General features: G+C 38.9%; 31 protein-coding genes. 25 read left to right on the top strand and 6 right to left on the bottom strand.

The window, feature by feature from the left end; translation table 11 throughout:
* Positions 1-40 precede the first annotated feature (40 nt).
* Positions 41-748 (top strand): TaqI family restriction endonuclease, encoded by a 708-nt coding sequence (locus tag NT136_02320; GenBank protein MCX6765771.1) that lies wholly within the window; start codon positions 41-43, stop codon positions 746-748.
* Here NT136_02320 and lexA read toward each other — a convergent pair.
* A complete protein-coding gene (gene lexA, locus NT136_02315) occupies positions 740-2,272 on the bottom strand; it encodes a transcriptional repressor LexA (protein MCX6765770.1) in 1,533 nt (510 codons plus the stop codon). The genes NT136_02320 and lexA overlap by 9 nt on opposite strands.
* Positions 2,273-2,424: 152 nt before the next feature.
* Between lexA and NT136_02310 the strand changes: the two genes are divergently transcribed.
* From NT136_02310 to NT136_02230, 17 genes are all read left to right on the top strand, one after another.
* A complete protein-coding gene (locus NT136_02310) occupies positions 2,425-2,721 on the top strand; it encodes a hypothetical protein (protein ID MCX6765769.1) in 297 nt (98 codons plus the stop codon).
* Positions 2,722-2,888: 167 nt separating this feature from the next.
* Complete coding sequence (locus NT136_02305) at positions 2,889-4,169, top strand: P-loop NTPase fold protein (GenBank protein MCX6765768.1); 1,281 nt, start codon at positions 2,889-2,891, stop codon at positions 4,167-4,169.
* A 339-nt stretch (positions 4,170-4,508) separates the two neighbouring features.
* On the top strand, positions 4,509-4,982 hold the full coding sequence (locus NT136_02300) for a hypothetical protein (GenBank protein MCX6765767.1): 474 nt from the start codon (positions 4,509-4,511) through the stop codon (positions 4,980-4,982).
* A gap of 24 nt (positions 4,983-5,006) precedes the next feature.
* Positions 5,007-5,168, top strand: coding sequence for a hypothetical protein (locus NT136_02295; GenBank protein MCX6765766.1), 162 nt, complete (start codon positions 5,007-5,009; stop codon positions 5,166-5,168).
* Between the two features lie 151 nt (positions 5,169-5,319).
* The gene (locus tag NT136_02290) at positions 5,320-5,487 is read left to right on the top strand and encodes a hypothetical protein (GenBank protein ID MCX6765765.1); all 168 of its coding nucleotides are present in this window, start codon (positions 5,320-5,322) and stop codon (positions 5,485-5,487) included.
* Between the two features lies 1 nt (position 5,488).
* A complete protein-coding gene (locus tag NT136_02285) occupies positions 5,489-5,953 on the top strand; it encodes a RusA family crossover junction endodeoxyribonuclease (protein MCX6765764.1) in 465 nt (154 codons plus the stop codon).
* Position 5,954: 1 nt separating this feature from the next.
* A complete protein-coding gene (locus NT136_02280) occupies positions 5,955-6,806 on the top strand; it encodes a hypothetical protein (GenBank protein ID MCX6765763.1) in 852 nt (283 codons plus the stop codon).
* A 315-nt stretch (positions 6,807-7,121) separates the two neighbouring features.
* Positions 7,122-7,619 carry a hypothetical protein gene (locus NT136_02275; GenBank protein MCX6765762.1) on the top strand — a complete coding sequence of 166 codons (498 nt, stop codon included), beginning with the start codon at positions 7,122-7,124 and terminating at the stop codon, positions 7,617-7,619.
* 22 nt (positions 7,620-7,641) lie between these two features.
* Positions 7,642-7,926, top strand: a complete 285-nt coding sequence (locus tag NT136_02270; protein ID MCX6765761.1) for a hypothetical protein — start codon at positions 7,642-7,644, stop codon at positions 7,924-7,926.
* Between the two features lie 150 nt (positions 7,927-8,076).
* The gene (locus NT136_02265) at positions 8,077-8,448 is read left to right on the top strand and encodes an SET domain-containing protein-lysine N-methyltransferase (protein MCX6765760.1); all 372 of its coding nucleotides are present in this window, start codon (positions 8,077-8,079) and stop codon (positions 8,446-8,448) included.
* 239 nt (positions 8,449-8,687) lie between these two features.
* A complete protein-coding gene (locus tag NT136_02260; protein ID MCX6765759.1) occupies positions 8,688-8,972 on the top strand; it encodes a winged helix-turn-helix domain-containing protein in 285 nt (94 codons plus the stop codon).
* 115 nt (positions 8,973-9,087) lie between these two features.
* Positions 9,088-9,669 (top strand): alpha/beta hydrolase, encoded by a 582-nt coding sequence (locus tag NT136_02255; protein ID MCX6765758.1) that lies wholly within the window; start codon positions 9,088-9,090, stop codon positions 9,667-9,669.
* Between the two features lie 196 nt (positions 9,670-9,865).
* The gene (locus NT136_02250) at positions 9,866-10,327 is read left to right on the top strand and encodes a hypothetical protein (protein ID MCX6765757.1); all 462 of its coding nucleotides are present in this window, start codon (positions 9,866-9,868) and stop codon (positions 10,325-10,327) included.
* A gap of 225 nt (positions 10,328-10,552) precedes the next feature.
* A complete protein-coding gene (locus tag NT136_02245) occupies positions 10,553-11,005 on the top strand; it encodes a hypothetical protein (protein MCX6765756.1) in 453 nt (150 codons plus the stop codon).
* A 247-nt stretch (positions 11,006-11,252) separates the two neighbouring features.
* Positions 11,253-11,879 carry a hypothetical protein gene (locus NT136_02240; GenBank protein MCX6765755.1) on the top strand — a complete coding sequence of 209 codons (627 nt, stop codon included), beginning with the start codon at positions 11,253-11,255 and terminating at the stop codon, positions 11,877-11,879.
* Positions 11,880-11,986: 107 nt separating this feature from the next.
* Entirely contained in the window at positions 11,987-12,220 is a 234-nt protein-coding gene (locus NT136_02235; GenBank protein MCX6765754.1) for a hypothetical protein, read from the top strand.
* A gap of 109 nt (positions 12,221-12,329) precedes the next feature.
* Entirely contained in the window at positions 12,330-12,989 is a 660-nt protein-coding gene (locus NT136_02230) for a M23 family metallopeptidase (protein ID MCX6765753.1), read from the top strand.
* A 61-nt stretch (positions 12,990-13,050) separates the two neighbouring features.
* Here the strand turns inward: NT136_02230 and NT136_02225 are convergent, their stop codons facing one another.
* Positions 13,051-13,284 (bottom strand): hypothetical protein, encoded by a 234-nt coding sequence (locus NT136_02225; protein ID MCX6765752.1) that lies wholly within the window; start codon positions 13,282-13,284, stop codon positions 13,051-13,053.
* Positions 13,285-13,607: 323 nt separating this feature from the next.
* Between NT136_02225 and NT136_02220 the strand changes: the two genes are divergently transcribed.
* The 7 genes from NT136_02220 (at position 13,608) to NT136_02190 (ending at position 19,828) form a co-directional block, all read left to right on the top strand.
* Entirely contained in the window at positions 13,608-14,261 is a 654-nt protein-coding gene (locus NT136_02220; GenBank protein MCX6765751.1) for a VTT domain-containing protein, read from the top strand.
* Positions 14,262-14,348: 87 nt separating this feature from the next.
* On the top strand, positions 14,349-14,618 hold the full coding sequence (locus NT136_02215) for an acylphosphatase (GenBank protein MCX6765750.1): 270 nt from the start codon (positions 14,349-14,351) through the stop codon (positions 14,616-14,618).
* A 121-nt stretch (positions 14,619-14,739) separates the two neighbouring features.
* The gene (locus NT136_02210) at positions 14,740-15,102 is read left to right on the top strand and encodes a hypothetical protein (protein MCX6765749.1); all 363 of its coding nucleotides are present in this window, start codon (positions 14,740-14,742) and stop codon (positions 15,100-15,102) included.
* Positions 15,103-15,186: 84 nt separating this feature from the next.
* Complete coding sequence (locus NT136_02205; GenBank protein ID MCX6765748.1) at positions 15,187-17,496, top strand: DNA translocase FtsK 4TM domain-containing protein; 2,310 nt, start codon at positions 15,187-15,189, stop codon at positions 17,494-17,496.
* Positions 17,497-17,535: 39 nt separating this feature from the next.
* Positions 17,536-18,525 (top strand): DUF4115 domain-containing protein, encoded by a 990-nt coding sequence (locus NT136_02200; GenBank protein MCX6765747.1) that lies wholly within the window; start codon positions 17,536-17,538, stop codon positions 18,523-18,525.
* Between the two features lie 44 nt (positions 18,526-18,569).
* Positions 18,570-19,577: a recombinase RecA gene (gene recA, locus NT136_02195; protein MCX6765746.1), complete on the top strand. Its 1,008-nt coding sequence runs from the start codon at positions 18,570-18,572 to the stop codon at positions 19,575-19,577.
* A 107-nt stretch (positions 19,578-19,684) separates the two neighbouring features.
* Positions 19,685-19,828: a hypothetical protein gene (locus tag NT136_02190; GenBank protein MCX6765745.1), complete on the top strand. Its 144-nt coding sequence runs from the start codon at positions 19,685-19,687 to the stop codon at positions 19,826-19,828.
* 352 nt (positions 19,829-20,180) lie between these two features.
* Here NT136_02190 and efp read toward each other — a convergent pair whose 3' ends face one another.
* From efp to NT136_02170, 4 genes are all read right to left on the bottom strand, one after another.
* Positions 20,181-20,738, bottom strand: coding sequence for an elongation factor P (gene efp / locus NT136_02185; GenBank protein MCX6765744.1), 558 nt, complete (start codon positions 20,736-20,738; stop codon positions 20,181-20,183).
* Between the two features lie 72 nt (positions 20,739-20,810).
* Positions 20,811-21,017 carry a 30S ribosomal protein S18 gene (gene rpsR / locus NT136_02180; GenBank protein MCX6765743.1) on the bottom strand — a complete coding sequence of 69 codons (207 nt, stop codon included), beginning with the start codon at positions 21,015-21,017 and terminating at the stop codon, positions 20,811-20,813.
* An 85-nt stretch (positions 21,018-21,102) separates the two neighbouring features.
* Positions 21,103-21,555 carry a single-stranded DNA-binding protein gene (gene ssb, locus NT136_02175; protein ID MCX6765742.1) on the bottom strand — a complete coding sequence of 151 codons (453 nt, stop codon included), beginning with the start codon at positions 21,553-21,555 and terminating at the stop codon, positions 21,103-21,105.
* Between the two features lie 71 nt (positions 21,556-21,626).
* Positions 21,627-22,073 carry a 30S ribosomal protein S6 gene (locus NT136_02170; GenBank protein ID MCX6765741.1) on the bottom strand — a complete coding sequence of 149 codons (447 nt, stop codon included), beginning with the start codon at positions 22,071-22,073 and terminating at the stop codon, positions 21,627-21,629.
* Between the last annotated feature and the right edge of the window lie 61 nt (positions 22,074-22,134).

The raw sequence follows: 22,134 nt of genomic DNA, 5'->3' as shown, positions 1-22,134 counted from the left end.
TATTTAAAAGATTGGAAAAAGTAAATTATTTGTTAAATATATGTATCTACAAAAATTTAGTGATTTTTTGAAAACAGTTAACCTAAGTGCTTACAGAGAAAAGTATAGTTCTATTAAAATAGTGGAAATGAATCTGCCAAAGAATATTCAAGCTATTAAGCTGTTATATCGAATTTACTGGGATGAAAAGAACTTTGTTGATTTTAACGCCTTCTATGATATTTATAGAAGGGAAAATAGAAAAAAACTCAGCGAGTTTCGAAAGAAAATTGGGATGTGTCCTAGTTGTTTTAAGAAAGGAATCGAGGCGCGTATATATAGGACATGGGCAGGGCTTATTACTCAAATGCATGCAGGATATGTTGCCGAGTCAGTATTTGGAAAAAATACGGTCAATATGTCAGAGGAACTTGATCATAAAGGGGCTGACATTCAGGTACAATATAGGGAATTAGTTATTAATTATGATGTAAAGAAGAAATCAAATAGTGGTGTAATGGGGCGTAGTCATAAGCCGAAAGAGCCGATTCCGGGCATAACAATTCCAATCCGCTATGAAGTACCTGATCTTAAAACCATTTTGCATCCTAAAAAGAAAAGAGGGACGGGATTTTTAAAATCATATCTTACTTTTAAGAAAAACTATCTAGACACAAAAATGCTTCGTGTATTCTCGAATGGCTTTGTTATTTTTGAGCCCTACATTTTTGAACAAAAGAAAGAAGAAATTGATTCAAAATTAAAATAACTTAGGAGCAGTCTTTGTAGATTTTAACCACTCTTCGGCCAACTTTACATAATCTGGGTTTAATTCAAAACCAAGATAATTTTTACCAAGTTCTTTGGCTGCGACGCATTCTGAACCGCTGCCGACGAATGGTACCAAAATAACGCCTTCTTTGCTTGAGGAGGCTGATTTTATAAGTTTTTTTGAAAGTTCCAAGGGTTTTTGTGTCGGATGTTTTATAATCTCATGATTTTGGTGTTTTTTTAATTCACGTGGCTCAAAAACGTCATTGCATGTTTTGCATAAAAACCACCTTTCAACCATTCCCGCTCCTCCTGCTAGAGCGGGTATTTTTATAACGTCTCTTGGTAACGCGCCACCTTCGTGTGCATTATAAACAGTTTCTTGTCCACCTCGGCTGAATCTTCCCATAGTTCCTTTACGTACTTTTCCAGCGGCGCCGTTTAGAAATCCTTCAGTATATGGCTCTCTCACTTCGTCCCGGTTGAAAATTGGTTTTTCTTTCCAGGCGCAAATAATTGCTTCGTGGCTTCTTTGCCAAAAATTTAAAGATGCAACATTTTTGTTAGTATAGTGCCAAATGAGCCATCGCTTATTTATAGGAATTTCAACTGACAAGTACGCTAAAATTTCACTAAATCCGTAAATAAACATTGTACCAGTTGATTTCATTACTCTTATAGATTCATTAATCCATTTTTTGCTCCATTCAATATATTCGCTTAATTCTCTTTTATCAATATTATTTCCGAAATCCTTTCCGATATTATAAGGCGGGTCGATAATAATAATATCGCAACTTTCATCCGGTAATTTTCTTAATTCTCTAACAGCGTCTCCTAAAATAATTTTATTAAGAGGAAGTTTTAAGTGTCTTTTAACCTTTCCTGCAGTTAAAATTTCTTCCGCTTGCAATTCCTCTTCATTTTTAATTACATCTATTACAATGCCCTGAATAGTTAGTTCTCTATCCCTTTTTATAATTATTGGTTCAATGTTCTTATTAGCTGGTTGCAACCGAATGTGTCCTCTTTCCTTATAAAATTTTTTCAGTGTTGCTTCATAGTTATCAATTAAAGCAACGACTTTTTGTCCATTTTCTGCAACTTCTTGTTTTTTTACTAAAACAATATCGCCGTCTTTTATATTTTCATCAATCATGCTATTGCCCAAAACTCGTAAAGCATAAAATTCTCCGGAATGGGAGAGTTTATTTTGTGGTACAGCAATTGTCTCTTTATTTTCTATCGCTTCAATCGGCTGGCCAGCAGTAATAACACCAAGCAGCGGGACTTGTACCATTGAAGCTTTTTCTTTTACTGAGATAGATCGTTTTTCCCCCTTTCTTGCGCTTATAAATCCTTTTCTTTTTAATACCTGCACATGTTGGTGAGCAGTGGGAATTGCAATATTGAAATGTTTAGCGATTTCTTCTAGGGAAGGGGAATACTCGCGCTTTTGTTGAAAAGCGGTAATAAAATCAAGAACTTCCTTTTGTTTTTTTGATAATCTTTTTGAGATCATATTGACTTTTTTACTACTTATATTATAATACCTAAAGAAAACCTAAACAAGGTCAAGTTATCCACAGGTGCCTATGGGAAATAGGTCGGTATTTCCCTAAGGTTTAAATAATTATTAATCCAGCCGAAAAGTTGGCTAGAAAATTAAGTCCAATGGTTACAATCGCAGGTTATAATTTCGATGGACCTTATAAAATTGGTAAGATTAAGATTGATAGAGCTGCAATTTACGTAATCCTCAATGTGATATACTCAGTTATTGATGTTGGACAATCCGGTGAAACGGGAACGAGGTTGCTGACACATGAAAGAAAACCATGTTGGGATAAACACGGTGGTTATTCTGTCGCAGTTAAATGGATGCCAACCGATAAGTATTCTCTAGAAGATCGATTGAAGATTGAAAAAGACATCCGAAATAAGAAGAATCCCCCATGCGGGATTAAGTAAAAGAGGGGCGAATATTTTATCCAAAAGATAGATATTCGCCCTCTTCCTAAATTAATTATACCATACTTGCAAATATGCCCTGTGGATATTAATATAAGATATGATTTCTCTGCAATTTGCTTTTGCCAAAGTTAATGAGCGGAGAGATGGGAGTTTAATAGAATCATATGGCTAATCAAGGTTTCGTAAAAAATCACGAATTATTAAAAGAACATAGCAAGGTCAATGATCTACTAGGTTTTTCTGACATTGTTGCCAGTTTTGCTAAGAAAATAGATTCCCTTCCCACTTCCTCAATCATTGCTTTGGTTGGGCCCTTTGGAAGCGGGAAAAGCACTATGATAAATCGAGTTATGAACGAGCGAGGAAGCGGTGAAAAGTGGATAGAGTTTGATGCTTGGAAATATCCAGACAGGAAAGATTTGTGGGAGGGGTTTATTTTAGATTTTTCAAAGGAAATAAGTCCGAAAGATTTTGCAGAAACAGAGAAAAAAATTCAGGGAACACAAAATGAGGATAAAAAAACATTAATTAAAACTATTTCTAGAATACCAGGATTTGCAGTTCTTGAAGGCATAAATCATTTTTTCGAAACGTCTCCAGCAAGAAGAGTTGATGAGATACAGAAAATTTTAAAAGAGCAGGTAGAAAAAGCTGATAGCAATCTGTTTATTATTGTTGAAGATATAGATAGGTCAGGAGATGCGGGTGTGTTTTTTCTGGAAACATTGAAACAATTTTTGCACTCCTACAGCTTTAAGAAAAAGTTTGTGGTTATTGTTCCTATAGCCAATGAGAACTACTATAAAAATTTAGAGTCGTATTTAAAGTGCATTGATTATTTCGACTTTTTTCAACCTGAAAAGGTAAAGCTTGATAAATTCGTTGATGAAATTTTTCGTAATAATTTATTCACAGGCTCATTCAATAGACAGGATAATAATAAATTGGTTTGGACCGGTGCAAACAGAAAGAGTCAAATAATTAGTTTTCTTGAAGGATTGTTTGTAGAAAGAGTGGAGACAAATATGCGACTTTTGAAGTTAATAATCAGGAAAGCCGATCTTATATACAAAAATCAGGTAGATGATGGGCTTGAGCCGGATTTCCGAGTTACATTGTGCATAGAGGCAGCAAAGTATTTCAAAATTGATAATAAGTCAGACAGGAAATATTTTAATGATTTTAAAGAGAGGGGAGTTATTACGAGAGGTAATATTTTCTGTTCATTTCTTTTTGCAATGTTGTGCAATGCCCTTTCGATTTATGAAAGGCAATTTACATCAGGCGGCGAAGAGAAAGATTTTCTCATGCAGTCACCCCGTGATTTTAAATTTATTGAACGAAAAGATAACAATATACAGGTATACCCATCACATCCATGGGAGTTTGGTATGTTTGATGACGACAAGGGGTTCGGAATAACTAAGTTTTACATTGACTATTAAAAATTATGAGAGAGAGAAATTAAAAATACAACTTTGATGGAAAAATTACATATGTTACATAATCCAAAAAACCCAAATTTCGCCCGCGTTTATTTTAAAAAACTTTCAATCATCCTCGCCGGGGTTTGTACAGTATTCCACTCTCAATAAATCCCAACCAGGCTGTATTTATTGCTATCGCAAAATTTACAGCCTGCCTGTAATTAGTATATCAGGCGGAAAATTCAGCGGCGGGAGCATGAAATTCAAAAAAATCTGGAAAAGACGATTCAAAAAGTTATTAAAATTTTGAAATATAAGCGCTGACTGCCAATAGATTAAATTTAAAGAATAACGAATATGGTGGATAACAATGAAGAAAAAGAGAATAATAGCAAAGACGATCTACACAAGACACTTTTTGTTCATGAAAAAATTGTAGAATTTTCCAATAGCCAACAAAAAGCCATAGATTATCTTAATAATAAGCTTAATTGGATTATTGTGGCAGATGTTGCTTTATTGGGATTTCTAATCAGTAAGAGTTCATGTCTTAGTGGCTTTCAAAAAAAATCTTTTTTTCTAGTTGCTGTCTCTTTGTTGTTTGCTGTTTGTTCAATTTGGTCAAAAAAATATAGTCAAGGACCAAAATTAAAAGAACTAATAGAAAAAAGCTTCGAGTGGCCTCATGAAAAATTAGTAATGAAATTCAATAAAAAATTAGAAACAGATATCACTAATAATGAAAAAATATCTTCAGAACTTGCTCTGTGGTTTAAATTTTCAATTATTTTTCTAATTGCAGGTGTCGTACTGTTAGTTTTATCAATCTAAGCTAATAATATCTTTGTGAAATATATGAGAATTGATCAAGAAAATGATCTTGAAGATGAGAATTCTGAAAAACAAGAAGAGAAAGATAAAAATGATGGTTTTATTGAGGATGGCCAAAAAGTTGAATTTGGTGAGGATGTAGGAGAATTTAGCGAGGAATCTCAAGAAATTGAAAAAGGCTCTTGAAAATGAAGAAGATATAATTTTCTATGAACAAGAAATAAAAAAACAACTTTAGGAGAAATCTAGAAAAAATTTAAGCCGAGTGCGTGCTGGTTGAGACGGATAAAATTATGAAGGAGATTAATAGTATTTATTTTTGATTAAGATAAAATTTATGCCAAAACAAGCAAGACAACATATTTCGTTTAAAGCGACTAAGATAGTTTCTAAACCTGTAAAAGTTATTTTTTATACTAGAAAGGGCGAGGAGGTAAGTTTTAGAGCAAAAAAATTTATTCCAAAATCCGTGAGAGTTGAATTTTTGGCGAAAAAGAAAAAATGATATGAGAAAGCTTAAAGAAATTATCAATCCAGAAATAGTATATCTTCAAGGTAACACTTTGGTACCATCTAAAAGCATAGCTTATAAGTATGACGGTGAAATAGAAAAGAATATTGTGATTGAAAAAGCTAGTACCCATAAATTCGAGAATGAATTAAAAGAAGATCTTAAAAAAGAATTAAAAAATGTAAATATTTTTCCAACAGATAAAAATGTCCTTGTCTCAATAGTGCATGGTATAAATTCAGGTACTGAATATAAAAAATGTGATTTAGATAATCGCGCAAAATGTATACTAGATGCACTTAAAGGGGTTGTTTATTTTGATGACTCCCAAGTTAAAATGCTCTGGACTCACAAAGCATTTATAATAAATTCACAAGAAAGTTTTTTTCGTATATCTGTTAAAATACTGGACGAAGAGATCATTAAAAGAATATCCTCGCAGATTAGTAGGTTGATATAAAATGAATAACTGGCCAACAAAAAAATTAAGAGAATGTATTAAAAAAACATATCCACTTTTGCTTTTAACTTTAATTTGTTCATTTATATTTGTTTTTGGATTTTTTATTTTTAATAAAATCTTCATTTCTAATGACATCAGATATATCAACAGCGCAATAAGTGCTTTCATGGGGGCGTTTTTCGCTTTCTTGTTTATAAGACTTGCAGATGCACTCACCAGAATTTATGATAGACAAGTTAAGCATTACAATGCCCTTGTAAAGATTGAAAGAATTTGCAATCGATATTTGAATGTCATCTCCGACAACATCTTTATAATTGATGATTTCATTAATATTGCCCAAGACGCAATAGAATATAACAGGCCATTTGTTTATTTTAATGTTCTACATGAATTTGCTTTAGACGAAGAAATATCCGTAGATCTAATGAATTTAGATTTAGTCAACGAAGTTTTTTCTTTTGAAACAAGCGTAGATAAAATGAATGGATCGATTAATTCTACGAATAGATTTTATAGCGAAATAAAAAAAGCATTTATTCAAAAACATATTGATTTTGAAACTTATAAAATAAACATTGAGATTTTAATAAAAAAAGTAGCAGAGCTAAAAGTTTTCTTGGAAGATCTTGAAAGTGAAAATAAAAAGATTGTTGTAAAAACTAGGATATTAATGAAAGAAAAGCCGATTTTTACTAAAATCGTTCATTTGATAGCAGCGGCTAAATATCCTCATAATTTAACTAATGAAATATCTATTGAAATGAAAAAGCTTGAAGAAGAAATAAATGAAACAAGAAAAAAAAGTAAGGCTAGAATCGATGAAATTGTAAGGCAAAATAATCTATGACTTGGCCAACAAGAAAATTAGGAGAAATTGCATTAATCTTGGGCGGCGCGGCAGCTTTGCTGGCACGAAATTCGGCGGCTGGAAAATTACGTAATTTCCGCCAAAGGCGGATAAAAATTACCCACGCACCAGTAAGGCGGTACGGGGTAAACCCCAGAAGTAGAGCAGGGCTCACTTCGGGGCAGGCTTACCTTCCCATCAGCCCCAAGCGGCTGGTTTTTATTTGACAAAATGGTAAACTGCGCTAAGATTAAGCACCAGTTCTTTTTATTAACAATAAACCATAAACATTGAGGGATTGTAAAGGAGGAGATAATGGAAAATAGCAGAGAAAGATATGGCAGGATGGATCATGGGAAAAGTTATGAATCCCTCAAAAAATTTGTCAGGGATTCAAAGTATATTCATTATGTTGGAATGGTTAAGCCGCCGCACCCGGGAGTAATGCTCTGCTCAGTAAAGCTTGAATACACTTACTTTATCCCCGGTACGCCCAGCAACGACGAGTTTTTATTAAAAGCGTTTAAGTGGGAGGAGATTATCTGGATTATGATAAGCATTCCTAAGGAAAAGTCTCATCTTATGGAAAAAGTTGCTACAGAATGCGGTTTAAGAATTGTTAATCGCATCCCCACTCTTATTGGCGGCGGAGCAGCTGATTCCTTCCCGGCCAATAATGACAATGTGTTTACTCTGGAGAACACTCCCGGACGTCCGACTTATTCCAATGATCCTACCAAGCTGAAGCAAATTTTAGGCGAGGAGAAAGCGAAGATAGAGGCCATAGAAAACGAGTGGCGCTCAAGAAATTAATCAGAAGGAAAGGAGAAAGGATGTGAAGACAGAGTATTATAAAGCTTCGGGAAGATTTGAAGCGCACAATAAGCTCGGAATCCTTATAACCGACCAGTTCTTTATCAACAAAATCTTTGAAGCTTATTTTCCAGCGGCGGCGAAAAATATGGCAATCGCTTATGCCAAAAGGATGGCCGCGAGAAAGTACGGAAAAGGCACTACCATTGAACAAGCAGACAATCTGCGAATTCAAAAAAGTCACGCGCCGAAAAAGAGAAAGAAAAAAGCCATTAAAATCAAATATATTCAGGAAAAACTATTTTAATCTCGCGGTTTCTATACCGGCTCTCGCAATGAGGCCGGTTTTTATTTTGGTGGTATAATCCCAGTAGTAGAGTCAGGGACTCACTACCCCAAAGGAGAAACAAAGTTTCCCTACGGGGCAGGCGGGGTAAGCTTATCTCAAAAATTTTGAATGAAAAACATAATAGTAAAAAAGTCGAAAATCGAAAAGAAAGGTGTATTTGCCGCAAGAAATTTCAAGAAAGGCGAAATTGTTTTAAAGTGGACCCCAAAATTTTTGGGAAAATCAGAAATTGAAAAGTTAAGAAATGGCCAAAGACATTATATTTATAAAGCCGGAAGGAATAAATATTTATTAATGCAATCGCCTGAAAAATTTGTTAATCATTCTTGCGAACCAAACACGCGAGTAAAAAACTATTGCGATGTCGCCGTTAGAGACATTAAGAAAGGTGAGGAAATAACTTCTGATTACGGAAAAGGTAGTTTGGTTTCTTTTAAATGCAAATGCGGCAGTAAAAATTGCAGAGGCGTGATAAATTAGAAATATGAAAGCGGCGCGCCAGCTTCCCTCAATAAACTCGGGACAAGTCGCTGGCACAAATATAATAAATAAATTTCGTTCATGTTCATCTCCAAAAAATCTATAATCATCCTTGCCGGAGTTTTGATTTTGCCTTTGGGCATTGGGATTGGGTTGAATAGGAGTTTTCAAGAAACACCTAACTACTAAACTATCCTTAAATACTTGAGAATTTAAGGATGGTTGTGTATAATGTTAATATGAGGAAAATCAAAACGGCAAAACAAATGGAGCGGCACTTGAAAGGAATGGCCAACCATCACCGCATTGATATATTGCTACTAATAGATGAACAAAAAGACATTACACTTGATAATATAGTTAAAAAACTGAAAGCCAATGAGAAAACAATCAGCGAGCATACCAGAAGACTTTATCAGGCGGGGCTTATTAACAAAAAATATCGCGGCAATTTTGTGGAGCACGCCCTGTCGCCTTATGGTAAAATGTTCGTCCGATTCTTAAAAACATTCCAGACAGAATAACACCATCCTTAAATACTTGAGAATTTAAGGATAGTGTAATATTCAGAATTACGTAATTAATTACCCCGTAAAATCCGCGGCGGATCACGGGACAAGCTTACCTCAACTTTATTATATGGATCAGTCACAAATAAATTGCATAATAATTCATGGGTGTCCCTCGGACAAAGAGAAAGCAATGGATCCGCAGACGCGGACATATGACAAACATTGGATTCCGTGGATTAAGGAAAAATTAATTGCCAAAGGAATAAAGACAGAAACTCCGCTTTTGCCTGAACCCTGGGCGCCGGATTATGAAAAATTCAAAAAAGAATTTGAAAAATATGAAGTTACGGAAAATACGATTTTAATTGGACATAGTTGCGGATGTGCTTTTTTGGTGCGCTGGCTGGGTGAAACAAGACAGAAAATAAGAAAATTAATACTGGTAGCTCCCTGGAAAATTCCTGACGCGGGCGATAAATTTAGGGAAGCTTTCTATGTCTATCCAATAGACGAGAAAATTAAAGATAGGATTGGAGAGATTATCATGTTTACCGCTGATGACGAGGAAGAGGATGGCAAAAAAAGCCTTCAAATTTACCATAAGGTTTTAGATGGCAAAATAATTGAGCTTAAGAGTAAGGGGCATTATACATTGGGTGATATGGGAACAGAAGAATTTCCGGAACTGTTGAAAGTTGTTTTGGGGTAAAACCTGCCTGCCGGCAGGCAGGAATTCGGCGGCGGTGGAAACCCCAGTAGTAGTCCCGCTGTGGCGGGGCACTAAGGGGTAAAGATTTTCCGCCAAAGGCGGACAGGCGTTCAGCGTTCGGAGCAGATGAGTAATAATCACTAAACGGTTGTGATAATATATATATAAGTTATTTTTTATTTATAAAAAAATAAGTATGAGCAGAGAATCTATTGAAAATAAAGTCGTGGCTACACAAGATATCGAAGGAAGAGAAAGAAATGCAGATATCCTCGAAAATAGTTATCAACGCTATTTGGAATTAGGCGGGATTATCAATAAAAAAGATTATCAGAGTGTCCTTGATGGGATGAATAAAACACGCACCCTCGACAGAGAGAATCTGCAAGTAAGCAGTTCTATACAACAGGCATTAGGAATAGCAAGATACGCAGAGATTAAATTAAATGATTCAAAAGATGTCCTCGATCCAAAGATCGTATTGTATATAACACTGCGTAACGATGCCAAGCCTGAAGATGTGGAATACCATCACAGTCAAATGAGCGACCAGCACATATTTGGGGAAGTTCTGAGAATATTGGGAGATGCTGATTCTCTTGATAAATTAATTAAAGTTTATCCGAATATTTCTTTCAAATACAAAAGAGGGGAATAAGCCCTTCAGAGTATTTCCTATCGAGGTTGAACCTCGATAATCTCTCTAAGCAAGATATTGACAATAGCATAGCTTCATGCTATGTTATTTTATTCAGAACATTAAAAAAAGAAGGAGGGAATTAGTGAAACATCACACACATAATATAGTTGAAAGAGCCGCACATATTGCAGACCGAGAAGCCGAAGAATATTATAAGGAAACAGGGGGTAATTTTAATGAAAAATGGCTGGAAGTTTATACGCAAGTTCTAAAAGAACTGGTCGGAGAATGTTAAAAAAGGAGGTAAGAATGCCGAAAAAAAAGATAGAAAGAGTACGGATGAAAAAAAGAAAAACTCGTTTCTTTCACTATGAAAAGCCCTATAATTTTATAGGGAAAGTACCAGCACAGCATATTGAGGCTGTCAGGATTTTTTTACAGCGCTTGAGCGATGGCATTCCAAATGTTGGTTTTTTCGGCACTAGTGGAGCCTATCGCATGAAAGACGGATCTTTGGGTTTCGATTTGAGACTACATGCGCTTCGCACGAACCATAAAAAAGCGCATAGCTTAATCAAGCAAGTTTCACAAACATGTAAAACTCCTTGGTTAGAAAGAGTCCTCTTAAAAACAGAGCCAGAATATAACCAATTCATTTTCTCTACGGACGGAGAATTATGGGCGGTTGTTTGGTGAAATATTAACACCAAATGAATTCGACAGGAGCTAGTCGCTGACTAACTCCTGTTTTTAATGCTATAAAGAGATCACTCGAGAACCGTTCTCGCTTCGGCCATCAAACCTAACAGTTGCTATGGATTGCGTACGCAATTTATAGCAGTCATCAAGCAATACTAAAAACATTCTCATTTTCTGCAGAATGTTGGAATGTTGTATGATTTTTGTGGTAGAATAAAAGCGTAATTATAATAATAAAACTTAAATGAAAAAATTTAAATTTTTACCGATGTTTATTTTGCTGGTCGGTTTTGTATTTATTTTAGCCGGTTGCAAAAACGCGAAAAATACCCAAACGCAAAATCAAAACGGAGCAAAAATTTCTGGTCAGCCGGCTGCCGATCAAGTGTCTGATAATCAAGCTGTTGAAGAAGGTCAAGCCGATCTTTATACGGATTGGCAAACCTACAAAAATGAAAGTTATAACTATGAAATAAAATATCCCAAAAACTGGTACTTCCTCAAGGACGGCTGCTGTCCTCCACCGCCGGCCAATGTGACGCTCAACAATTACTCAAGCAAGAAACTGGAATATGCGCAAAACCAAATGAAGCCGGGAGTATATGGCTTTGACGTCACTTGCCTTTATGAAGGAAACCTTGATAGCATTGGAGAAGTTAAGTTTATGCTTCAGGAAGGAAAAAGTAATGAAAAACTGACAGTTAACGGAATGGAGGCAATAAAATTCTCGGAAGACCAGACCCCAGGGGATTCAAGCGTAAAGATATTCACTTATTACATCACCAAGGGCAATGAAGGATGCCGAATAATTTTTACCAACCAGTGCGACGTTTGCGATGAGATTCTGGCTACGTTCAAGAAGACGCAGTAAATAAATTCCGCAAAAAAATCAAGTAGGGGCTTATGATCTTGACAATAAACGCGATTTTTGTATAATTATTTGATTTGCTCTTTTGTTAACGAAAAAAGGAGGAGTAGATGGAACAATCAGTTGCATTAAATTACGTCGGGTTCATATTTAGCCGAGAAGGGAAAGCCTATTTTTCCCTAATTGAAGCCAAAAGAACTGCCGGTTATCGGAAAGGGCTCAAGCGAAACGGATTCGTTATATCCGAGACCAGCAGTATCAAAGATGAAGAAATTAGCAAATTTCTTAAAAAAGAGGACATCTCCCGCAAACGACAATACAGGTTAGTCATCGGGAGAAACTAGCACTCACCTTGACGGGCAGGATTACACTCCTTGCCCGTTTTTCTTTTGACCGCAGTTGGTTTTTAGCATAGGATAGAAATGCCTAAAATTTCATAAAGTTCGCAAGAAAATGAAAAAGTACTTAGCAATCGGCATCATATTCCTGCTGGCGGCGACGGTTGCCTTTTCCTTCTTTTCCGCCAATAAAAAAATTTCAAAAAACGAGCCATCCTCCGGACCGAGTCCGGCCGCGGGCGGAATTAGTACTCCCAGCCAAGAAATTCCTTCACTGGATATTCCATTAGTAAAAGCTAGGGAAAGAATTACAAAAAAACCGTTTGGGATTTATGTCACGCCGCAAAATTCTCCGGTTCAGCCGGAAAAGTTTACCGGATTTCACACCGGGACGGATTTTGAAATATTTGCCGGAGAAGAAAATCAGGATGTCCCGGTTTTTGCCATTTGCGACGGGAAAGTGATTTTTAAAGGGCAAGTAAATGGTTATGGGGGCGTGATAATCGAATCCTGCGCGATAAATAATGAAGCAGTAACAGTGCTTTATGGTCATCTTTCCCTCCAAAAATCACCGGCTCAAATTAATGCGCCAGTTAAAAAAGGAGAACTAATTGCAATTCTGGGTGAGCCCTTCAGCCGGGAAACCAGCGGGGAGAGAAAACACCTGCATCTGGGAATTCACAAAGGCGGAAAAACAGATTTTCGGGGTTACGTTCAAAATGAAAGGGAGCTTTCCCAGTGGCTGGATTTTGAGAAAGTTTTTGGTTTAAGGTAAAGTTCACAAAAAAAAGAAATCCCGCCTTGTGTTAAGACGGGATCTTACTTTTTGAGTGCGTTTAAAACAGTTTTGCTTGATCGGAAGGGTTTCTTCCCAGTTTTTTCTCCAATTGTCTAATGGCATTTTTAAAGTTTCCGAACCTGCGGCAATACACGGTGTAAGAAACACACTTTCCTTTTTGATGAGCTTCCATAAGGTCGGTAGCTCTCGGAATTCTTCCTTTCTCTTTGTAAACTTTTTCCAGATCTTCTATGAGATCAATTTTGTGATGTCTTTCCGGACCGGATCCCATTTTTTACCTCCTCTTTGAGTTCTTTTAATTAAGAAACTGCTCAAGTTTATGAGCGTAGCATAGTACTTTGTCATTAATTCGTCAAGTGAAGCTCCACGGGCTTACGCCCGTGGTTTCTTTCTGTTCGGAGTTCCGTGGAGCGGAACCCCGTACCGAAAGCCTTTCGGGCTTTTGTCATTCATCCCTGGACTGACGTCCGGGGCTTTCTGGTGCGTGGGTAAATTAATGTGATGTTTTCCAGCTTCTCCGGGGCTGGGTTTTCCGCCTAATTTATCCTCTTTGAGTAGAGGGCGGACAAGTATTTTTAGTGTTATAATGCAAATATGAACAGCAAGAAAATTTTTTTAATCCTGTCCGTTTTGGCCGCCCTGGCTCTGATTATATTTTGTTCCTCATATCTTTATAATGTCGTTTTAAGTTCAATAGGATATCTTGGCGACTATCTTAAAGAAAACAAGTTCTTCGGAGGAATTTTATTTATCGGGATTTCCGCTTTCTCCGTCTTGCTCTCGCCCTTCAGCAGTGTTCCGCTTGTTCCTTCAGCCGTTCTGGCGTGGGGAAACTTTCTGACATTCCTGCTTCTTTTTACCGGCTGGATCATCGGGGGCATCGTTGCCTATCTGGTCGGCTCTTACTCGCGGGAGAAACTAATCGAGCGCTTCGTTTCCTTTGAAAAAATAGAATACTATAAAGAGCGGATATCTCCGCGATCCCAGTTTTGGCTGGTTTTCTTCTTTCGTCTGGCAGTTCCTTCTGAAGTAGCCAGCTACACTTTGGGCATCATCCGCTATGATTTCGAAAAATACTTGCTGGCTACGATTTTGGCTGAACTGCCGTTTGCTATTTTTGTTATTTATTCAAGTTATATACTAATTAGCGAGAGTATATTTCTTTTCGCCGGCGTCCTGCTTTTGGGAACAGCTGGTTCTTACTTTCTCTACCGCGCGTTTCAGAAGAAGATTAAAAGTCAAAAATAATTTATCCAGCTCTTTCCTGAACCGGTTTTTGTTTACGGCTGTATAGTGTTACAAAGATAAAGGAGCTAAGAATTATACCGGACTGTTATGTGGCATTTGAGGATTAAAATCTACGGGCGGGTGCAGGGGGTATTTTTTCGCCATTCAGCCAGAGAAAAAGCGGAAGAACTGGGAATCAGCGGTTTTGCCCGCAATGAGCCGGACGGCACGGTCTATATTGAAGCCGAGGGCGGCAAGGTTAAACTTGAGAAATTCTTGGAGTGGTGCCGGAAAGGGCCGCCGCTCGCCCGGGTGGAAAAAGTTGATTTTGAATACCAGCCGGACACGAAAGAATTTGACGGCTTTGCAATGGAATGACATTAGCAATATTTGGAATTCTTCCGCCATGCAGTTGACATAACGGCTACGAGGTGCTAAAACAAGATAATGTTTCGTTCTTTGTAAAAACTATTAAAAAATAGAGGAGGCGAGGTTTGAAATGGCAGGAAAAATTTATAAGGAATACTACGTTGAGCCCTTAGACAGCAATACTAACAAAACCATCACTGATGTGATAACTGAAACTGGTCTGGTAATAACCACTGTTCTGGGAGTATCTTATGGCTTTACGAAAATTCACAGAGTGCTGGTAATTGACGAAAATCTCGTTATGCTTCTGAAAGGAAGTAAAAAATATCTTCGACTTAGATTCAGGTTATTCGGGAAGGATGAAAAAGGAAGCGTTCGAGAAATCAGAGTAATAAAAAGGGAAAAAACTACCGAAAAGGAGAAAGAAGCTCTTAAAAAAGTGGAAAAATTAAAAGAGCAAAGAAAAGAAAAGGGAAAAATAAAGACCGATTAAGTTAATTTCCGGGCGGCAAAAAATGTCGCCCTTTTTACTTTTTAGTTGGATAAATTAAAAATTATATGCTAGAATGAAGACGATATGGCAAGAAAAAAGAATAAAGAAAGGAAAGAACGGGACAAAGAGGAGTCCGATGACGCTAAAAAAGGCAATGTCCATGGCGATGCCAAGCGCAGTGCAGTGGCGATTTTTTTGTTTGCCCTGGCGATAATTTTCGTCCTGGGTTTTTTTGAAAGCGCCGGTGCCTTGGGGAAATACCTTGATAAGATGGTCAGTCTTCTTTTCGGCTGGGGCAAATGGCTTTCTCCTTTAGTTTTAATTGTTGCGGGAATAATTCTCCTTTTTCGCAAAGAAACACTCTTTTATGTCACTAAGCTAGTGGGATTGGCAGTGGCCTTCCTGGCCTTGCTGGGTTTTTTCCACCTTTTTCTTGATCCGGAAAAATTGGCAAAATTTGCTCAAAACGGAGAAGGCGGAGGATATGTCGGTTTCGGCCTGGCCTATCTTTTGCTTAAAGTTTCTGAAGTAACGGCAGGAACAGTTGTCTTAGCAGCCCTTTTTCTAATTGGAATTATTATCGCTTTTAATGTCTCAATTGCCGGTTTTTTCCGGGGAATGTCAGCTTTCTGGAAAAGAGAAAAGACAATTAAGGAAGAAGAAGTCATCAGCTCACAACCAGCGGCCGATTCCGGAATAGAATTTGTGGATAGTCCGGAAGAAGAGAAAAAAGAAGCCAAGAGTGAAGGAATTAAAGAAGAAGAAAAAGTTGAACCCCAGTTTTCAATTAAATCAATTCCCTGGCTTTCCCGCGATAAAAAAATGGAAGAGCCGACTTCTCACAAACGATCCTGGCAGTTTCCACCCCTGGATTTGCTGGAGCCGGAGTCAGGCAAGGCCTACGGCGGAGATGTTAAAAGACGCGCTCAGATTATCGAGGATACGCTTAAACACTTTGGCATTGAGGTGGAACTGGGCGACATTCAAGTGGGACCGACAGTCACCCAGTACAGTTTTCGTCCGGCGGTGGGAATAAAATTGAGCAAAATCACCGCACTTAGCAATAATCTGTCTCTAGCGCTAGCAGCCCATCCTATCCGCATCGAAGCGCCCATTCCCGGAAAGTCACTTGTTGGAATTGAAGTTCCCAATAAACAGCCGGCTTTGGTCCGGCTTAAGGATTTTCTTCAAAGCGATGCTTTTAAGTCCCGAAAATCCAACTTGACAATTGCTCTGGGGAAAGATGTGAGTGGCAGCCATATTTTTTCCGACCTGCACAGAATGCCGCATCTTCTTATTGCCGGATCCACCGGCTCCGGAAAGAGTTTGTGCATCAACTCCATTCTCCTTTCTTTTCTTTATCAAAATTCTCCTGATGATCTTCGGCTGATTATGGTTGATCCTAAGCGGGTGGAGCTTTCTTTGTATAACGACATTCCTCATCTTCTTTCCGATGTTATCGTGGAAAGCAAAAAAGTGCTGGGTGCCTTCAAATGGGCGATTGGAGAAATGGAGCATCGCTATCATCTGCTTCAGGACACGGGCTCGAAAGATATTCTTTCCTACAATCAAAAAATCCAATCCGGCCAAAAAATAATTTACACTGATTCTGAAACAAAGGAAGTCCGCGAAGAAAAATTGGAAAAACTGCCTTATATTATCATTGTTATTGATGAGTTAGCGGATTTGATGGCCTCACACGGCAAAGAAGTGGAAGGAGCCATTATTCGTCTGGCCCAGATGGCGCGGGCGGTAGGGATTCATTTGGTGGTTTCCACCCAGCGCCCCAGCGTGGAAGTATTGACCGGGCTTATTAAAGCCAATATTACCACCCGAATTGCTTTTAAAGTAGCCACTCAAGTTGACTCGCGAACAATCCTGGATGTTGGCGGCGCCGATAAATTGCTGGGCAATGGCGACATGCTCTATCTTTCTTCGCAGTCCGCCAAACTGCGCCGCATTCAAGGCGTTTTTGTGTCTGAAGCGGAAGTGAAAAAAGTGGTGAATTTTATTAAAAGTCAAAAGTGGGAGATAAAGGAAGAAGAACTGGAAAGCTTGCCTGGCCGGCAGGCAGGCGAAGAAAATTCAGGCCTTCTGGAAAACGGGAAAGTTGACTTTAGTACTGTTGCGGCAAGTGATCTTTATGAAGACAACCTCTATGAAGAAGCCAAACGCGTTGTAATTGAAGCTGGGAAGGCCTCCTCCTCTCTTCTCCAGCGGCGGCTGCGCATCGGTTACGCCCGGGCGGCGCGCCTCATTGATGTGCTGGAAGAGCGGGGAGTAGTGGGATCGGGAGAAGGAGCCAAGCCGCGGGAAGTTTTAGCGAAAAAGGAAGGACATGACAATCCCATTTCTTTAGAGAACGAGGAAGAACAGAATAGGTGGCAAATGTAGAAAATTTAAGGTTTAATTTTTGCGTTTTTAAGTTTTTTTATGGCTCGTCGTGACTTTACTAGAAAAAAGATTGACTCTCTGACTTTAGGAGAGCGAATGAAAAAAATCAGAAGTGAGAGGCGGCTGAGTTTGAGTGAAATTTCAAAGAATACCAAGATTCAGGCAAAGTATTTGGAATATCTGGAAAACGGACAGTATGAAAAACTTCCGGCCGATGTTTACGTAAAAGGTTTTTTGAAAAGCTACGCCGCTTATACCGGAGTTAGCGAAAAGGCGTTAATCAAGCTCTACGAGCGTGAGGAGGGCATCCAAAAGAATATCAAAAAGACAGATGGCAAGAAAGAATACATTGGGCCGATAAAAATTTCCGGCTTGGTCATCACTCCGCGGATTTTGGTTATAAGTTTTGTTATCCTGGTAATACTAGTCGGTATTTTCTATCTTTACAAAGAAGTGGATACTTTCATTGCCACTCCTCGTCTGGTTGTCGTCCAGCCGGCAGACGGAGAGATTATTGAAGGAGATACTGTGAACGTCAAAGGAATCGCGGAAAAGGACGCGGAAGTATTCATAAACGACCAGCCGGTTCTGGTAAGCGAAAATGGAGAATTCAATGAACATATAGGCCTTCAGGAAGGGATTAACACGATCACCGTGAAAGCAGTAAACAAATTTCGCAAGGAGTCAATCCGCACCGTTTCGGTGAAAGCCAATTACGCGGGGCCGGCTGAAGGAAATTCCGCTACTGGAGGCGAGAATAAATCGCAGACAGAAAAGAAGCTGGAAGTAGAAATTACGGTCCAGCCCAACTCCACCTGGCTTTCAGTGGAAGCGGACGGAAGCGTTGTTTTTAGCGGAACGCTTTTGCCTCAAGCCGTTCAGAAATTTTCCGCCAATGAAAAAATAAGCATCACCTCGGGGAAAGGCAATAACACCTATTTGAAAATAAACGGAAAGGATATCGGGGTCTTGAGTAACGATCCGGGAATCGTGCGGGACGTTATATTTGACGCTAATACAAAATATTAACGGACTAAATAACATAATTAATCATCTAACTATTCAATAAACATATGCCAAAAGGACAAAAAATTCATGATAGGGGCTTGGAAAAAGAAGTTGACAAGGTAATGGAGGAAATTAAGGAAAAATTCGGGGAGGGAATGATTATGAAATTGGGTGACGCCCGCAAAGTGGATGTGGAAGCCATTCCTACCGGCTCAATATCCTTGGATATTGCATTGGGAATCGGGGGAGTTCCCCGGGGACGAGTAATTGAAATTTACGGGCCGGAGTCGTCGGGAAAAACAACTCTCGCTCTTCACATTATTGCTAATGCCCAAAAAGCGGACGGAGCGGCAGCTTTTATTGATGCAGAGCACGCGCTGGATCCGGAATACGCGAAAAAGATCGGAGTGGAGATTAACGATCTTTTGATATCCCAGCCGGATACCGGAGAGCAGGCGTTGGATATCGTGGAAACCCTGGTCCGTTCCGGCGCGGTGGATGTGATAGTGATTGACTCGGTAGCGGCTCTGGTCCCGCGGGCTGAAATTGAAGGAGAGATGGGTGACCTGCACATTGGAAGACAAGCACGCCTCATGTCCCAAGCCCTTCGCAAACTAACCGCCATTATCGCTAAATCAAATACACTTGTAATTTTTATTAATCAAATCCGGATGAAGATCGGCATAATGTTCGGCAATCCAGAAACAACTACCGGCGGGCAAGCCCTGAAATTTTATTCATCAGTCCGGATCGAAGTAAGGCGCTCGGCCCAAATCAAAAAAGGGGATGAAGTAGTGGGCAACCGCGTTAAAGCCAAAGTGGTGAAAAATAAAGTAGCTCCTCCATTCAGAACAACCGAATTTGATATTATGTATAATGAAGGAATTTCCCAAACGGGGGATCTGGTTGATACCGGAGTGAAATACGAAATAATTAAAAAAACAGGAAATTCTTATATGTTTGAAGGAGTAAAACTGGGGACCGGAAGGGAAAATGCCAAGCAGTTCCTGAAAGAAAATCCGAAAATTATCAAAGACGTAGAAAAAAGCGTTATCCAGAAAGCCAAAGGATAGAAGTTCCATTATTGACAACCTGCTAAAAATCTGCTATAATCTCTATAAAGAGCTTAAAAAACGGGTGGCAGCCCGTTTTTTGCTTTTAATTATTAATTCCCAATACTATGGAGCCAACAACCGATAAATGCCCTCATTGCGAAAGGAGGGAGCAGGAGGAGAAAGAAAAGGAGGAAATGAATCTCGCTGTGCTTATAGCGCTGACGCCTCTTTTGGCCATGACGCTATTCGGCCAGATAGGGATAATATAAAAACGAGAACTGCCAGACAAAAAATAAATTTTTCAGCGCTCGCTCGGAAATGAAAATAAATTTTCATTTCACTCGCTTCGCTTGAAAATAAAAAAAGGCGGAGTAACATACTTCGTCTTTTTTAATGGTTTACTAATTATTAATTTCGTACCTGCTCGAAATGCTGCCGTAATAAAATTCTACAAATTTGTTATTAACAGAAATTTATTGAGTCAGTACTAGTTTTAAGGAATTTCACAGCAGGCGGGCAAATATATGAATATCTGATTGAAGAATTAGTATATTCGTAATTGATTCGTGTAAAGCGACGTGGTCGCCACGCGACTTTACGTCGTAATTCGTAAAGAATAACTCATGCCCGGGAGACATATTCTCCCGTTTCAGTGTTTACTATTATTTCATCACCGGCCTTAACAAAAAGAGGAGTGGTTACTTTCATTCCCGTCTCCACGGTTACTGATTTTCCGCCCGAGGAAGCTGTGTCGCCTTTGATTCCCGGCGGAGCATCGACAACTTTCAGTTTCATTTTTATCGGCAGTTCCGCATTTATGGAATTTTCGTTGAAATTGAGAATGGTAACTTCGGTTCCTTCAATGAGGTAATTTACTGCGTTTTCCAATACTTTATCCGGCAATGAAAATTGATCATAACTTTCAGTATCCATAAAAAAATAACTATTTCCTTCTCTATATAAATACTGCGCTTTGGATTTGCTAATGTCCGCCTCTTCAACTTTATCTGCTCCTTGGAAAGTTTTTTCAAGTACTGCGCCGGTCACCAGATTTTTTATTTTAGTGCGCAGTACCGCTCCGGCTCGCCCGATTTTGGAATGTTCGTGATAAAGCACAGCGTATGGCTCGCCGTCTAGGACAATGTTTTTTCCGGTTTTGATTTCAGAAATACCCAACATATTCCATGTAGCATACAACATAAAACATTTGTAACTTATTGTTACATGTTTCGTGTTTTATGTTTCATGATTTTACTTAACTGTAAACGGCACCAATGCCATAATTCTGGCTCTTTTGATAGCCCGAACCAGAGTTCGCTGGTGTTTGGAGCACGTTCCGTGCCGGCGGGGCGGATAGATTTTCCCCTGCGAATTCATAAACCGGCGCAAAAGGTAGGCGTCTTTATAGTCGATTTTATCCATCTTTTGATCGCAAAAGTGGCAGATTTTTGCTTCCATATTTTCACGTAACACGAAATATGTAACATAAAACATTCTCCATTATTGCGTGTTTTATGCTATATGTCGCATGCGAGGATAGTTATTAAAACGGGACATTCTCAATTTTCACTTCTCCCTGCTCTTCGTCAAGGTTGATAGTGGGGATTTCTTCAGTCAGTTCTTTTTTTTGCGCCGCAGCGGCAGAGGACGGAGACACACCTTCCCCTCGCGGACGGCTGCCCAGCTGCATATTCTCGGCGATAATTTCAGTTGCTCTTCGCTCCACGCCGTCTTTGCCGGTGTAGGTTCTGGTTTGAAGACGACCTTCAAAATAGGCCTCCTGCCCTTTGGTCAGATATTGGCCGGCAATTTCGGCGAGGCGTCCCCACAAAACAACATTGTGAAATTCTGTCCTTTCCTGTTTCTGGCCGCTTTTGTCGGTCCAGAAAGTGTTGGTGGCCAGCCCTATCGTGACCACGGTTTGTCCGGATTGAGTGGTGCGGATGTCGGGATCGCGGGTTAAGCGGCCGACTAAGATTGCTTTGTTGACGTTCATACGTCATATAACATGTAGCATACAACATGTAACATTAATTGTTTCATGTTTCATGTTTCATGTTTTGTGAATTATATGTTTAAAATTTCCTCTAATTTCTCGTCAATGCTTTTAGCCGGCGCGGTTTTCTCCTTATCTTTTCTTTTGACCGGTGCAGCGACTACTTTTTCTCTGGGAGCAATTTCCTTCGGCCTAAGTTCAGGAAGATCATCGGTTTTTACGATAATAAAGCGAAGGATGTTCTGGTCAAGATTCAGCTTTTTGGTTATGGCCTGGATAGCATTTGCCTCCCCGGGCTTTTGTTCAGAAAAATCTTTTTCCGGTATTTCAAAACGCTGGGCAGCGTATGTTCCCCGAAACTGTCCTTTTATTTTATAAGACATTTTTCTTTTTTCAATAATTTGGGGTTCCTGAAAAATGCCTCCTGTCTGGGTGACGATAGCTGCCACTTCCTTTTTTATTTCTTCCAGTTTGGGCTCATTGGATTCACCGACGAGGTAACAAAGTTCGTAGAGCATTAGTTCATGTAACATGTAACATAAAACATGAAACAAATTTATTTTTACGTTTCAAGCTTCA

Source organism: Candidatus Moraniibacteriota bacterium (genome assembly GCA_026396275.1).
Classification (GTDB): Bacteria; Patescibacteriota; Minisyncoccia; order Moranbacterales; family JAPLXC01; genus JAPLXC01.
This window is presented reverse-complemented; position numbering and strand designations above follow the sequence as displayed.